This is a genomic window from Brucella tritici (assembly GCF_008932285.1).
In the GTDB taxonomy this organism is placed as follows: Bacteria; Pseudomonadota; Alphaproteobacteria; order Rhizobiales; family Rhizobiaceae; genus Brucella; species Brucella tritici.
This window is the reverse complement of the sequence record NZ_WBVY01000003.1, coordinates 476,097-490,708: the sequence shown is the minus strand read 5'-3', so window position 1 is coordinate 490,708 and position 14,612 is coordinate 476,097. Positions and strand designations below refer to the sequence as shown.

Genomic DNA, 14,612 nt, shown 5'->3' with positions numbered 1-14,612 from the left:
CTTGAAGCGGCCTTTTTCATATCTGTCATCATCGGACTTACTGCTTCACAACGACCTTTGCACCTTGTTCAGTGCGGTCGTAAAGATCCATGATGTCCTGATTCATGAGGCGGATGCAGCCGGAAGACATGGCCTTGCCGATGGACCACCATTCCGGCGTTCCGTGCAGACGATAGCCCGTGTCACCACCCTTGTTATAGAGATACAAGGCGCGCGCGCCGAGCGGATTGCGCAGGCCGGGGTCCATGCCGTTGCGATACTTTGCCAGTTCCGGCTGGCGCTTGATCATAGCGGAAGGCGGCGTCCAGGTCGGCCATTCCCGCTTCATGGCGACGCGCGCCGTACCGGACCATTCAAATCCTTCACGGCCGACACCGATGCCGTAACGCATGGCCTTGCCTTCCGGCATGATGAGATAGAGGAACTTCTCGCGCGTATCGACGATGATCGTACCAGGGGCTTCGTCGGTCGGATATTTGACGATCTGACGGCGATATTGCGCCTGGATCTTTTCGCTCGGGATGGCCGGGACGACATAGCCAGCGTCACTGACCGAAGAATAGGAAGCGGTGTAGAAAGTGCCGCCTGCGGTTGAGCAGCCTGCCAATGCACCTGCCAGAAAAAGAGCCGTCGTCAATTTTAGGACGCGAGAATTCATGCATTCCCCCAGATTGGTTCATTCCGTCAATGGGACCACGATGGGCCGGAGATAGAAGCGAATCGCTCATTCTTGTCGAAGATGCGGTAGTATTGTTAACCAGGCGTTAACCGTAAATTGAAAATTCCTTGAATAAGACATTTTTTGGCCACGTTTTGCCAACTTGCCGCAGTTTTCGTACGACTCATCCCAGTTTTCCGATTGTTTTGATCTGAATCCACGCACAAACTACGCCATGCCAATCGTGATTCCCAACCAGACCCACCCACTTTCCGACGGTCGACAGTCGGAAAACGCCATGCTTGTACGGCGTGGCGTGCAGCGCCTTTTTCTGGAAATGGGGCTTGCCACATTACCTGAACTGCCACTGGCATCCGGCAGGCGAGCGGACCTGATCGCGGTCAGCCGCAAGGGTGAAATCTGGATCGTGGAGATCAAATCATCGATCGAGGACTGGAAGGCGGACCACAAATGGCCAGAATACCGCTCTTATTGCGACCGGCTGTTCTTCGCTACGCATCCGGCGGTGCCACGCGAGATATTTCCGCAGGAATGCGGCTTCATTCTCTCTGATGGATATGGAGCGGAGATTATGCGTGATGCGCCGGAACATAAATTAACGGGCGCAACGCGAAAGGCATTGATGTTACGCTTTGCGCGAGCGGGTGCCGCCCGCCTGACAATCGCCGAACTTGCCGGTCTCGATGTGCCCGAGACCGAGATAGATTGACTTAGCAGCCTGACTTAACGCGGAGCGCGCTTTGCCAGAATGCGCTGCAATGTACGGCGATGCATGTTGAGACGACGTGCGGTCTCGGAGACATTGCGTTCGCACATTTCATAGACGCGCTGGATGTGTTCCCAGCGAACCCGGTCGGCAGACATCGGATTTTCCGGCGGTGCAACCTTTTCGCCGGGACGACGCGTCAATGCAGCGAAGACCTCATCCGCATCCGCAGGCTTCGACAGATAGTCGATAGCGCCAAGCTTAACAGCATTCACAGCCGTTGCGATATTGCCGTATCCGGTGAGGACGATTGCGCGCGTATCGGCACGGCGCGAACGAATAGCCTCGATGATATCGAGACCGTTGCCGTCACCGAGCCGCATATCCACGACCGCATAGGCCGGGGCAGCGGCCTTGGCGGCGGCGATGCCTTCCTCAACCGATTCCGCAGTCGTCACCTGAAAACCCCGGCTCTCCATGGCGCGGGCAAGGCGCTGCAAGAAGGGCTTGTCGTCATCAACCAGAAGGAGGGTCGGATCGTTGCCTATGGCTTCGGTGTCTTCCTGCTTCAAGTCGTCCATCGGGTGCTTCCTGCCTGTATTTTTCTTTCCTTATTGATACCCCTGCGTCAAAAAGTCAAATAGCCATTGAATTGTTGAAGCAATTTCAGCATTCGCCCATACGCAGGAACAATGCAAGCCATTGTATTTTCATAATATTTTTAAAAATGGACACAAGGAATTGATAGCAAAATCGTGCGTAAGCCGCAGTCTTTTGCTCAGATGGCCCAATATTGCCGGGCCTCGGCGGATAGCCCGGCCAGAAAGCTGTCGAGCTCCACTTGATCGATATGCGCACGCAGCGCTTTGGCAACATCGTAAATAGCTGAATCCGGTGCAAAATTATGATCTTTGCGCAGAGATTGCACTTCACGGGTCAATGCCTGTCGGCTCAGAAATGGCTGTTTCGCTTCACCAATATCCCAGTTTGCTACAAAAACAGCACGAAGAACGGGTGGCAATATCGTGGCAAAGCGAATCGCTTGATCGACCTCTAACCGGTGGCGGAAGGTGAGCAGCACAGCTTCCACCATCGTATAGGCCTGATTGCGTGTAGCGAGCCCTGCCTCATCCCGAGCCGTATGGAGAAACTTGTCGAACTCCTCCGTCGCCCTCTGGATTTCAAGCGGAATCGTCATATGGCGTCCTTCTTCATCTGGATATAAATGCAGAACGCGGCCAGACCACTTTTACCTCTGCGCCCTGTCCCGGATTGTTGCGATTGCGGAAGGTGATATGCGCGCCCGAGCGTTCCAGCAGAGTTTTTGCGATGAACAGGCCGAGGCCAAGGCCACCGCCGTTCCGCGTATTGTCGCGGCTGGTCATATAAGGCTCACCGATACGGTCGAGGATTTCCGGTTTAAATCCTTCACCGTCATCCTGAATGGTCACACTCACATTGCCGTCCGTCCAGCCCCAGGTAACGTTGACTGTACCTCGCGCAAAATCGACGGCATTTTCCACGAGATTGCCAAGGCCATACAGCAGGCCAGGATTGCGTCGGGTGACAGGTTCAGGCTTTGGACCTTCCGTCTTTTGCACGTCTATAGCGATGCCGAAGTTGCGGTGCGGCGCTATGACCTCCTCGATAAGCGAGGAGAGCGGCAGGCGCGACATGTGCTCCTCGCCTTCCGACGAAAGGCTGGTCAGTCGCTGGAGAATTTCCCGACAGCGCTGGGTCTGGGAATGAAGCAAGGCTATATCTTCGGCAAGGGCTGGATCGGTGGTGTGGGCGCGCTGCATTTCCTTCACCACCAGTGCAATCGTTGCTAGCGGCGTGCCCAGCTCGTGGGCCGCTGCTGCAGCCAGCCCATCCAGCGCCGACAGATGTTGTTCGCGCTGGAGAATAAGTTCGGCAGCGCTCAATGCATCGCCGAGCTGCCGCGCTTCTTCGGCGATGCGATAGGCATAAACGCCGGTGAATCCGAGTGCCGAAATAATGGCGCACCAGATGCCGATTACGAATAGAAACGGCAAGTCCAGCGTTTCGCCCGGATACCAGGGCAACGGCTCATGCCTGATAGTGAGCACCGAAGTACAGGCCACGACCAGCAGGGCGAGCACCAGCGTATGGCGGGCCGACAGTGACGTCGCCGAGATGATGACGGGCACGATCATCAAAATGATGAAAGGGTTCTGCAGGCCGCCGGTGAGATAGAGAAGCCCCGCCAATTGCAGAACGTCGAACGCCAGAACCAGGCTTGCCGCCGCCGGATTGAGCCGATGGTTGGTCGGAAAACGGAAGGCCAGATAAAGGTTCAGCCAGGCCGAACAGGCGATCAGCGCAAAGCAGATGCCAACGGCAAAAGGAAACTGTAAATAGAGCGCCACCAACATGACGGCGGCTGTCTGCCCGGCAATGGCTAGCCAGCGCACACGTATCAATGTTGTCAGGCGCGGGCGGCGCGAAAGATTGGAAGCGCGATTCTCGAATTCTGCGTGCATAAGGTCCCTCGTCTGGGCCTCTTATGAGGCAAGCCCGGACCACAAAGCAAGCGAAACTGCGTTATCCGGTCGCAGGCGCAGTGGTGGGACCTGTTGCGATTTTGATTATGACATGCCGAAAATGGTGCGCTTCGAGAACCGGAGCGGAATTCACTTTTGGGTACATGAGCACCGGAAGCGCAGAAGGGCATCATTTGCAGGCCGTCGGAACCCAATATCTCAGGTTCCGCGCGGCTTGGCGCGACGAGTCGCTTCGGCATTTGCCGGGTCTTCCGGCCAAACATGCTTCGGGTAGCGTCCACGCATGTCGGAACGCACATCGGCCCATGATCCCTTCCAGAAACCGGGAAGATCGCGTGTGATCTGGATCGGACGATGGGCGGGAGAAAGAAGCTCCAGAAGCAGCGGCACCTTGCCGTTGGCGATGGCCGGATGCACACCAAGGCCGAACAGTTCCTGCACGCGGACTGCAATCACCGGCTCTTCGGCATCATAGCGGATCGGAATATTCGATCCGGTCGGCACTTCAAAATGCGTCGGTGCAAGCTGATCGACACTACGCTGGAGATCGAAGGGGACGAGGCTCATCAGGCCGTTTTTCAATACGTGTCCCGGAATGCGGCCGAGTTGGGCTTCACCCGTCAGGAAAGGCAGCAGCCAATCGTCCAGTCTTTCGACAAGATGGTCATCGTCCATTGCAGGCCACGGATCGCCGAGGCCGCGATGCAGCCAGCCAAGGCGGCGGCGCAGAATATCGGCTTCCTTGCCCCATGGCAGAATATCGAGGCCATATTCACGCACGGCGGCAATCACGCCCTCATCGGCTACACTTCCCGATGGTGCGGATAGCGGCTTTTCCGAAAGGGCTATCGCGCCAATGCGCACAGCTTCACGAGCCCGCAAAGCGTTCTTTTCCGGATCATAGACAACCTGTCTGCCGCTTTCGATCCTATTGCCAAGGGCGGCGCGGATTTCAGTTTCTGAAACTTCCGCAGCAGAAAGAACACGCGCCCGGCCTGCCCTGCCCGACATATCGGCAACCACCAGCCATGCCGCCCGGCTAAGGCTGATGGCGGGATCGACTTCGCCGCCCCGCCCATTGGCGAGCAGAAATTGTCCTGTCTGCCCGCGAGCCCTAGCTATGCGATCAGGATAAGCATCAATGAGCATACGACCTACGCTTGAGCCAGCCGCTTCGCCCTTGTTCAGGACATTTGCTGCAAGCCGCCGTGCCAGCCCTTTTGCATGCTGTGCACGATCTGATCGGTCATTGCGGAACCGCGACATGCGGGTATCAAGGTCGGTTTCATTGCCGCCAAGGCCGCGTTCGGTCAACAAAACAGCGAGCTCAGCTGCCTTTTGCGCCTCGCCGCGCTTGCCAGCTTCTGCAACCATATGCGCCAGACGTGCAGGCAGGGCCAAAGAGCGCATGGCTTCGCCGTCGGGCGTCAATCGTCCCGCTTCATCCAGTGCGCCAAGCCGCAGCAGAAGGGCTTTTGCCTCCTTCAGCGCAGGCTTGGGCGGAACATCGAGAAAGCTGAGCATTGCCGGATCGGTCACACCCCATGCAGCCGCATCAAGCACAAGCCCGGACAGGTCGGCCTCCAGAATTTCCGGCGGCGAGAACGCCAGAAGCGACGCCGTCTGTCCCTGATGCCAGAGACGGATCGCGATACCGGGCTCGGTTCGCCCGGCGCGGCCAGCCCGCTGATCGGCACTTGCGCGAGAGGTCCTCACAGTTTCAAGCCGGGTCAGCCCCGTGGCCGGTTCATATTTCGGCTGACGTGCAAGCCCGCTATCGATCACCACACGCACGCCATCAATCGTGATGGAGGTTTCGGCAATCGAGGTCGCCAGCACCACCTTGCGATAGCCTGCCGGTGCAGGCTTGATTGCCGCATCCTGATCACGGCCTTCCATCGCCCCGTAAAGCGGGGCCAGAATGATATTGGCAGGGAGGAACTTTTCCAGAATGCCTGCGGTGCGCTCAATCTCGCCCTGCCCCGGCAGAAAAGCCAGAATGCTGCCGGTCTCGTCGGCCAATGCATCCCGGATCGCACGCACCATCACGTCTTCGATCCGTTCATCTGTTTTACGGTCGCGATAGCGGATATCGACGGGATAAGCGCGGCCTTCACTTTCGATCACCGGCGCATCACCGAGAAGCGAAGCAACACGGGCGCCATCGAGCGTCGCGGACATCACGAGTATCTTGAGATCGTCGCGTAATGCAGCCTGTACGTCGAGCGCCAGCGCCAGCCCAAAATCGGCATCGAGGCTGCGTTCATGGAATTCATCAAACAGAACTGCGGCAACGCCCTTCAGGTCCGGATCGTCCAGAATCATACGCGCAAAAACGCCCTCGGTGACGACAAGGATTTTCGTTTTCCCCGATACCTTGCTTTCAAGGCGCATCCGATAGCCGACCGTTTCACCCGGCTCCTCGCCCAGGAGCTGCGCCATGCGGCGAGCGGCTGCGCGTGCCGCCAGACGACGCGGTTCAAGCAGCACAATCATGCCATCCTTGCGCCAATCCGCGTTCAGCATATGAATAGGCGCCAGTGTCGTCTTGCCCGCACCGGGCGGCGCGACAAGGACTGCGCTCGCATGATGCGCCAATGCCTCATCCAGCTGAGGCAGAATTCGTGTCACGGGAAGATCGGGCAGGCTCGTCAAAATAATTTCCGTCAGATAAGGCTTCCGCTTTCGTGCTTATCACACAGGGAACGCACATGATCCATATTCGAAAATCTAACAAGGCCGATGCGCCCGCTTTGACAGAAATCTGGCGCGCCAGCGTTCTCGCCACGCATGATTTCCTGAGCCGCGATGATTTTCAGGAAATCGAAAAGCTGGTGGCCGAGCAATATCTGCCGAAGGTCAAAGTCTGGCTGATTGAAGACGCTGGCAAGCCTGTCGGCTTCATGGGTATGAGCGAGCGTCATATCGACAGCCTGTTCATCCCACCCGACCAGCGCGGCAAAGGCATCGGCAAACGGATGATAACGCATGCAAAAATGATAGGCAGTCCGCTGACAGTCGATGTGAACGAGCAGAACCTACAGGGTGTCGGCTTTTACCGACATATGGGATTTGTCGAAACCGGACGCTCAGAGACAGACGACCAGGGGCGCCCCTATCCACTCCTGCACTTGCGGCTGGCGACCGACAATTGACATACTCCCCTAGAGTATATAGATTTCGCTGAGATCGGGAGATTCCATGCCGCATTCACCGGAAGACAAAAAGCGCGCCTTGACGCGCCTGCGCCGTATTCGCGGACAGGCCGAAGCACTGGAGCGCGCGGTGGAGGCTGGCACGGAATGCGCGGCATTGTTGCAGCAGATTGCAGCACTGCGCGGTGCGGCCAACGGGTTGATGGCGGAAGTGCTGGAAAGTCACTTCCGTGAGACATTTGGACAGGAAACCAAAGCTGATCCCGATACACAAATCGACGAAATCATGCGGATTCTACGCACCTACCTCAAATGAGTGCGTTGCTCTAAGATAGACTGAAAGGGAGAAACATCGTCATGAAATCACGCGCAGCCGTTGCGTGGGAGGCGAAAAAGCCGCTCACCATCGAAACAGTCGAGATTGGCGGTCCACGGGCTGGCGAAGTGCTGGTCGAAATCATGGCGACGGGCGTTTGCCATACAGATGCCTACACCCTTTCGGGTCTCGATTCCGAAGGCAAATTCCCGGCCATTCTCGGCCATGAAGGTGCAGGCATCGTGCGCGAAGTCGGCGCGGGCGTGACCTCCGTCAAGCCGGGCGACCATGTGATCCCGCTCTACACGCCGGAATGCCGCCAGTGCAAAACCTGCCTGTCGCAGCGCTCGAACCTCTGCACCTCGATCCGCGCGACCCAGGGTCAAGGCCTGATGCCGGACAAGACCACACGCTTTTCCTGCGATGGCGGCGAAGTGTTTCATTATATGGGCTGCTCGACCTTCTCGAACTTCACCGTTCTGCCGGAGATTGCGGTTGCCAAGGTGCGCGAAGACGCGCCTTTCGACAAGATCTGCTATATCGGCTGCGGCGTGACAACCGGCATTGGCGCCGTGATCTACACGGCGAAGGTTCGTCCGGGTTCGAATGTCGTGGTGTTCGGCCTTGGCGGCATCGGCCTCAATGTCATTCAAGGTGCCCGCATGGTCGGTGCAGACAAGATCATCGGCGTGGACATCAATCCGGCCAAGGTCGAGATGGCCAAGAAATTCGGCATGACCGATTTCATCAACCCGCGCGAGATCGGCAATGACAAGGTGGTGCAGGCCATTCAGGACCTGACCGACGGCGGCGCAGACTATTCCTTCGACGCCACCGGCAATACCGATGTCATGCGTCAGGCGCTGGAATGCTGCCATCGCGGCTGGGGTGAATCGATCATCATCGGCGTTGCGGAAGCGGGCAGGGAAATCGCCACGCGTCCGTTCCAGCTCGTCACGGGACGAGTCTGGAAAGGCACTGCCTTCGGCGGCGCGCGCGGTCGCACCGACGTGCCGAAGATTGTTGACTGGTACATGGAAGGCAAGATCAATATCGACGATCTTATCACCCACACCATGCCGCTCGATGAAATCAACACTGCCTTCGATCTCATGCATGAAGGCAAGTCCATCCGTTCGGTGATTGTCTACTGATGCGTGAAAAGCTTTTCGTTTCCCATTGGGATCAACTCGACAATCTGGCCCCGCGCGCACTTTATGCGATGCTGAAGCTGCGCGTGGATGTCTTCGTGGTCGAGCAGAAATGTCCCTATCCGGAAATCGACGGCAAGGACTTCGAGGCGTTTCACTTACGCATTCTCGATGGCGAGGAACTTGCAGGGTCGCTGCGAGTTCTGCCACCGGAACAGGCAGGCAAGCCGGTGAAAATCGGGCGCGTTGTCGTGGCGCCGGATTATCGCGGTTACAAGCTCGGCCAGCGCCTGATGAAAGAGGCCATCGAATTCGCTCATGACCGTTTTCCGGGCATCGCTATCGAGCTCGGCGGGCAGAGCCATTTGCAGAAATTCTATGGCTCGTTCGGCTTCGTGGCGATTTCTGACGAGTATCTCGAAGACGGCATTCTGCATGTCGATATGCGATTGGAACCAAGGGAAACGCTTGCCTGATGTTTCTGCTGCGCCGCCATATGTCGTTCTATCTTGGCGCTCTTGGTGGCGTAGCAACATTCATCCTTGCCTGGCTTTTCAAAAGCCCTCTTGCCCCGGTCATCGGTGCAAACTGCTTCTTCGTGCTCTATCTGGGGCTGGCGGCGTCTGCCCTGCCAAAGCTCACGGCCAGCTTTTTGAAAAAGCATGCTGCAAGTGCTGACGAACCTGTCTGGATCATCTTTCTGGTGACTTTCGCGACCGTTCTCGTCGCGATCGTCTCGCTGTTCATTCTCATCAATGGCGAGAAAAAGGCCGATACATTCTCACTTGTGATGACACTCGCTTCCGTGCCTCTGGGCTGGTTCACCATTCATATGATGACGGCGATCCATTACGCGCATGTATACTGGCAGCCAGGTGAGCCCGCGGGCGGCGATACCAGCCATGCCAGCCATTATCGTGGCGGCTTTGAATTCCCCGGTACACAAGAGCCATCCGGCTGGGATTTTGCCTATTTCGCCTATGTCATCGGCATGACGGCACAAACCTCCGATACGAGCGTGACGACGCCTGCCATGCGCAAGGTAACGCTGCTGCACAGCATCGTCTCCTTCTTCTTCAATACCGTGTTGGTCGCTGCTTCTGTCAATGTTGCGGTGGCGCTCGGAAGCTGAACAAAACTGGAAATTCTTTATGGAAACGATTTCGACTGCGAAGTGCTTTGGCGGAACGCAAGGCGTCTATCGGCACAAAAGCGAAACCACCCAGTGCGACATGACCTTTGCCGTCTTCCTGCCGCCACAAGCTGCAAACGGACCGGTGCCGGTGCTCTGGTATCTGTCCGGACTGACCTGCACGCACCAAAACGTGATGGACAAAGGCGAATATCGGCAATTGGCCGCAGAACTGGGAATTGCCGTTATTTGCCCCGATACGAGCCCGCGCGGTGATGACGTTCCGGACGAGCCGGACAACTGGCAGTTCGGCAAGGGCGCTGGCTTTTATGTTGATGCGACGCAGGAGCCTTTCGCCAAAAACTACCAGATGTACAGCTACATCACGCAAGAACTGACCGATCTGGTGGGACGCGAATTTCCACTCGATATGTCGCGACAGGCGATCACCGGTCATTCCATGGGCGGACATGGCGCGCTGACAATTGCACTCAAGAACCGGGACCGTTTCAAATCAGCATCCGCCTTTGCACCCATCGTCCAGCCTTCGACAGCAGGCTGGTCCAGACCGGCGCTGGAAAAATATCTCGGACCAGAAGAACGGGCATGGCGCGCCTATGACACCACGCTTTTGATCGAGGACGGTTCCCGGTTCCCGGAATTTCTGGTCGACCAAGGCACCGCAGACGGCTTTCTCGATGACGGCTTGCGTCCGTGGCTTCTGGAAGAAGCCTGCAGGAAAGCTGGCATACCCCTCACGCTCAATATGCGCGAAGGCTATGACCATTCATATTTCTTCATATCGAGCTTCATGGACGACCACTTGAAATGGCATGCAGCCCGGTTGAAGCGCTAATCAGCGCTTCAAAAACTTCATCGGCAGACCGCCTTGCGGCTGGGTGGTGAGCTTTTGCACCGGCCACGGCTTTGTTGTCTCCAGCACCTCGAAACGACGTCCGTCGAGCAGGATGGCAAGCGCAATCACGGCCTCCTGCAAGGCAAAACTCGCGCCGATGCAGACGCGCGGGCCTGCGCCGAAGGGCAGATATTGAAAGCGGTCGAGCTTGTCGCGGTTTTCGGGCCAGAAACGTTCGGGCATGAAAGCGTCCGGCTGGTCCCAGTAAAGCCTATGGCGATGAATGACCCATGGCATGACAAGCACGGTCGCGCCCTTCGGGATTGTCAGATCGTCATACTTATCAGCGGTCGCCGCCTCGCGATTGATCGATGGCGCAGGCGGATAAAGCCGCATCGCCTCTTCAAAAGCCGCGCGCGTGAAGGGCAGCGAGGCCAGCCATTCCTGCGGCGGCAGATCCCGTCCGCCTTTTGCAAAAAAGCCGTCGATTTCCAGTTCAATACGATCGCGCTCTTGCGGCGCTTTCGCGAGCAGATAGAGCGTCCAGCCAAGCGCGCGGGCGGTCGTCTCATGACCGGCACCAATGAAGGTGATGATGTTGTCTTCGATTTCGGAGCGGCTCAGGCCGTCCGGTCCTTCGGCCCGCAACAGCAGGGTGAGGAAGTCGCTCGGCACATCTTCCTGCCTGTCCATGCGCGTTTTACGCAGCGCGATGGTGTTTGAGACCAGCTCGCGGAAGAAACCCAGCGATTGCTGTCCACGCAACCGCGTGAGGCGCGGCAGCCAGTCGGGCAGTCCCAGAAGGTCGAACGGATCGACCCGTCCCATGGTCTCGAATAGCTTGTCGATCTGGTGTGCGAAATCATTCGGATCGCCCGCGATCTCTCCCGAGAACAGCGTCTCGGCCAGAATATCATAGGTCAGGAGCGTCATGTCATGGGCGACATCGGTAATCGTACCGGGGGTCTTGTATCGCTCGACGAACTGGAGCGAGCGGTCACGCATGGTTTCAGCAAAACCGCCGATATGGCGCGGGGTAAAAACCGGCGCCATGGCCTTTCGCGACCGTTTCCACACCTGGCCTTCCGCCGTCAGCAGACCATCACGCAACAGGGGGCGCAGCACGCGCTGGCGAATGGCGGACATGGGATAATTGGCGGCATTGTCGACCAGCACATGGCGGATCAGCCCCGGATCGTTGGCGATGATGGTTTTCATGCCGAACCAGCTGACGGAAATCCACCGCTCATTGTAGGAAGGCTCGCCCCAAAGCTCGAGCGGGTTCTTATAGACGACCCGCATCATCTCGAAACGTCCCACCGGCTTTTCGCGCGGACGCGGTGCAGGCGGCACGAATGGACCCGGTCTTTCGCTCATGGCATTCGTAATTTCCATCAAGCGTTCCTTTCGTCATAGAACAGGTCGGGAGCGCGCCCGTCAAACTGGATATAAGCGTCAATTATGGCGGCTCCAGAAGCCATGCGGCGCCCATATCGCCCTCATACGAACAGACTGCCGGAATCCCCGGCAAATTTACCGCCAGAATTTGGAAAAAAAGCCTTTAGCACCTATATTAAAGCCATGTTTGTCGCGTGATTCGACATATCTTTGAAGCTGCATTCGCAGCGCGTTTTTCGAAAGATTTTCATGAGCGAGATGCCCGAGATGAATTCCGAAGCCCCCGCCGAATATGGCGCGGATTCCATTCGTGTCCTGAAAGGTCTGGATGCTGTTCGCAAGCGTCCCGGCATGTATATCGGTGACACGGATGACGGCTCCGGCCTGCATCATATGGTCTACGAGGTCGTGGACAATGCAATCGACGAAGCGCTGGCAGGACATGCCACGCTTGTCACCGTCGCCCTTAACCCGGACGGTTCCTGTACCGTGACCGATAACGGTCGCGGCATCCCGACCGACATCCATAAGGAAGAAGGCGTTTCGGCGGCCGAGGTCATCATGACCCAGCTCCACGCTGGCGGCAAGTTCGACCAGAACTCCTACAAGGTTTCCGGTGGCCTGCATGGCGTCGGCGTATCGGTGGTGAACGCGCTGTCGATCTGGCTGAAACTGAAGATCCGCCGCGCCGGCAAGATCCATGAGATGAGCTTTACCCATGGCGTGGCCGATGCCCCGCTCGTGGTAACCGGTGATGCCGGTGCAGAGACGGGTACGGAAGTGAGCTTCCTGCCCTCGCCTGATACCTTCAGCATGGTCGAATTCGATTTCGACACGCTGGAGCGCCGCCTGCGCGAACTCGCCTTCCTCAATTCCGGTGTGCGCATCAAGCTCACCGACCGCCGCCATGCGGATGTGGTTGAGCATGAGCTGCACTATGATGGCGGGCTTGTGGAGTTCGTGAAATATATCGACCAGAGCAAGAAATCGCTTTTGGAAGAGCCGATCTATATCCGCAGTGAAAAAGACGGCATGACGGTTGAAGTCGCCATGTGGTGGAACGATTCCTACCACGAGAAGGTGCTGTGCTTCACCAACAACATCCCGCAGCGCGACGGCGGCACGCATCTGGCCGGTTTCCGCGGCGCGCTGACCCGTCAGGTGACGGGCTATGCCGATGCATCGGGCATGACCAAGAAGGAAAAGGTGACGCTTACCGGCGATGACTGCCGCGAAGGCCTGACCGCCGTTCTTTCGGTCAAGGTTCCCGATCCGAAGTTCTCGTCGCAGACCAAGGACAAGCTGGTTTCCTCGGAAGTTCGCCCGGTTGTGGAAAGCCTCGTCAACGAAGCGCTTTCGACGTGGCTTGAAGAACATCCGGCTGGCGGCAAGGTCGTGGTCGAAAAGGTCATTCAGGCCGCCGCTGCCCGTGAAGCTGCCCGCAAGGCCCGCGATATCACCCGAAAGAGCAATCTGAGCGTGACATCCCTACCCGGCAAGCTTGCCGACTGTCAGGAGCGCGATCCAGCCAAGTCTGAAATCTTCATCGTCGAGGGTGACTCGGCAGGTGGTTCCGCCAAGAGCGGTCGTTCGCGCCAGAACCAGGCCATCCTGCCGCTGCGCGGCAAGATACTGAATGTTGAACGCGTCCGCTTCGATCGCATGATCTCGTCCGACCAGGTCGGCACGCTCATTACTGCGCTCGGGACATCGATCGGCAAGGATGAAACGCACGGCTTCAACCCGGACAAGCTGCGCTATCACAAGATCATCATCATGACCGATGCTGACGTCGATGGCGCGCATATCCGTACATTGCTGCTGACCTTCTTCTTCCGCCAGATGCCGGAACTGATCGAGCGCGGCCATATCTATATCGCGCAGCCGCCGCTCTATAAGGTGTCGCGCGGCAAATCCTCGCAATACATCAAGAACGAGGCCGCCTTCGAAGACTTCCTCATCGAAACGGGTCTTGAGGAAGCCGCGCTGGAAATGGCAAGCGGCGAAGTTCGCGCCGGGCCGGACCTGCGTTCAGTGGTGGAAGATGCACGCACCATGCGTCAGCTTCTGGCCGGTCTTCACACGCGCTATGATCGTCGCGTGGTGGAACAGGCTGCCATCGCAGGGCTGCTGAACCCGGATGCCTCGAAAGACAATGCAACCGCACAGCGTTCTGCCGATATTGTTGCAAAGCGTCTCGATATGATCTCGGAAGAAACCGAGCGTGGCTGGGAAGCATATGTGACCGAAGATGGTGGCTATCGCTTCGAGCGCATGGTGCGCGGCGTGAAGGATGTTGCCATTCTCGACATGGCGCTGCTCGGTTCTGCCGATGCCCGCCAGATCGACCGCGTGGCTGCGCGCCTGTCGGAAGTCTTTGCCGAGCCACCGGTGCTGCGCCGCAAGGACAAGGTGGAGACACTTTCCGGTCCGATGGGCCTGCTCGATGCGATCTTTGCGACAGGCCGCAAGGGCCTGACCCTGCAGCGTTATAAAGGCTTGGGCGAAATGAACGCCGAGCAGCTTTGGGAAACCACGCTCGATCCGAATGTGCGTTCGCTGCTGCAGGTCAAGGTGACGGATGCGACCGACGCCGATTCACTCTTCACGCGCCTCATGGGCGACGAAGTGGAACCGCGCCGCGAATTCATCCAGGAAAACGCGCTGAGCGTTGCCAATCTGGACGTTTGATAA

The 14,612-nt window shown here is 57.7% G+C and carries 14 protein-coding genes; 8 read left to right on the top strand and 6 right to left on the bottom strand.

Going from position 1 to position 14,612, the window contains the following annotated elements; all coding sequences use genetic code 11:
* Window positions 1-37 precede the first annotated feature (37 nt).
* Window positions 38-658, bottom strand: a complete 621-nt coding sequence (locus F9K94_RS12205; RefSeq protein ID WP_151555531.1) for a L,D-transpeptidase — start codon at window positions 656-658, stop codon at window positions 38-40.
* Window positions 659-893: 235 nt separating this feature from the next.
* On the opposite strand from F9K94_RS12205, the gene F9K94_RS12200 reads away from it, so the two are divergent.
* The gene (locus tag F9K94_RS12200) at window positions 894-1,388 is read left to right on the top strand and encodes an MmcB family DNA repair protein (protein ID WP_151555532.1); all 495 of its coding nucleotides are present in this window, start codon (window positions 894-896) and stop codon (window positions 1,386-1,388) included.
* Between the two features lie 14 nt (window positions 1,389-1,402).
* Here F9K94_RS12200 and regA read toward each other — a convergent pair whose 3' ends face one another.
* The 4 genes from regA to hrpB form a co-directional block, all read right to left on the bottom strand.
* A complete protein-coding gene (gene regA / locus F9K94_RS12195; RefSeq protein ID WP_006465866.1) occupies window positions 1,403-1,966 on the bottom strand; it encodes a global response regulator transcription factor RegA in 564 nt (187 codons plus the stop codon).
* A 197-nt stretch (window positions 1,967-2,163) separates the two neighbouring features.
* Window positions 2,164-2,583 (bottom strand): DUF2267 domain-containing protein, encoded by a 420-nt coding sequence (locus F9K94_RS12185; protein WP_151645894.1) that lies wholly within the window; start codon window positions 2,581-2,583, stop codon window positions 2,164-2,166.
* A gap of 13 nt (window positions 2,584-2,596) precedes the next feature.
* Complete coding sequence (locus F9K94_RS12180) at window positions 2,597-3,889, bottom strand: ActS/PrrB/RegB family redox-sensitive histidine kinase (protein ID WP_151645892.1); 1,293 nt, start codon at window positions 3,887-3,889, stop codon at window positions 2,597-2,599.
* A 219-nt stretch (window positions 3,890-4,108) separates the two neighbouring features.
* Window positions 4,109-6,565, bottom strand: a complete 2,457-nt coding sequence (gene hrpB / locus F9K94_RS12175) for an ATP-dependent helicase HrpB (RefSeq protein ID WP_151645890.1) — start codon at window positions 6,563-6,565, stop codon at window positions 4,109-4,111.
* Between the two features lie 56 nt (window positions 6,566-6,621).
* On the opposite strand from hrpB, the gene F9K94_RS12170 reads away from it, so the two are divergent.
* The 6 genes from F9K94_RS12170 to fghA are packed head-to-tail and all read left to right on the top strand — an operon-like array spanning window position 6,622 to window position 10,520.
* Window positions 6,622-7,065: an acetyltransferase gene (locus F9K94_RS12170; RefSeq protein WP_151645888.1), complete on the top strand. Its 444-nt coding sequence runs from the start codon at window positions 6,622-6,624 to the stop codon at window positions 7,063-7,065.
* 46 nt (window positions 7,066-7,111) lie between these two features.
* Window positions 7,112-7,381 (top strand): metal/formaldehyde-sensitive transcriptional repressor, encoded by a 270-nt coding sequence (locus F9K94_RS12165; RefSeq protein WP_010657981.1) that lies wholly within the window; start codon window positions 7,112-7,114, stop codon window positions 7,379-7,381.
* 41 nt (window positions 7,382-7,422) lie between these two features.
* Entirely contained in the window at window positions 7,423-8,535 is a 1,113-nt protein-coding gene (locus F9K94_RS12160) for an S-(hydroxymethyl)glutathione dehydrogenase/class III alcohol dehydrogenase (RefSeq protein WP_061344819.1), read from the top strand.
* Window positions 8,535-9,008, top strand: a complete 474-nt coding sequence (locus tag F9K94_RS12155) for a GNAT family N-acetyltransferase (RefSeq protein ID WP_061344818.1) — start codon at window positions 8,535-8,537, stop codon at window positions 9,006-9,008. The genes F9K94_RS12160 and F9K94_RS12155 overlap by 1 nt, the downstream gene beginning before the upstream one ends.
* Window positions 9,008-9,664: a DUF1345 domain-containing protein gene (locus F9K94_RS12150; protein ID WP_061344817.1), complete on the top strand. Its 657-nt coding sequence runs from the start codon at window positions 9,008-9,010 to the stop codon at window positions 9,662-9,664. The genes F9K94_RS12155 and F9K94_RS12150 overlap by 1 nt, the downstream gene beginning before the upstream one ends.
* A 19-nt stretch (window positions 9,665-9,683) precedes the next feature.
* Window positions 9,684-10,520, top strand: a complete 837-nt coding sequence (fghA, locus tag F9K94_RS12145) for an S-formylglutathione hydrolase (RefSeq protein ID WP_151645886.1) — start codon at window positions 9,684-9,686, stop codon at window positions 10,518-10,520.
* Here fghA and F9K94_RS12140 read toward each other — a convergent pair whose 3' ends face one another.
* Window positions 10,521-11,915, bottom strand: coding sequence for a cytochrome P450 (locus F9K94_RS12140; RefSeq protein ID WP_151645884.1), 1,395 nt, complete (start codon window positions 11,913-11,915; stop codon window positions 10,521-10,523). It abuts the gene before it with no gap.
* Between the two features lie 252 nt (window positions 11,916-12,167).
* Here F9K94_RS12140 and gyrB point away from each other — a divergent pair, with 252 nt between their 5' ends.
* A complete protein-coding gene (gene gyrB, locus F9K94_RS12135) occupies window positions 12,168-14,609 on the top strand; it encodes a DNA topoisomerase (ATP-hydrolyzing) subunit B (RefSeq protein WP_061345224.1) in 2,442 nt (813 codons plus the stop codon).
* Window positions 14,610-14,612: the final 3 nt, after the last annotated feature.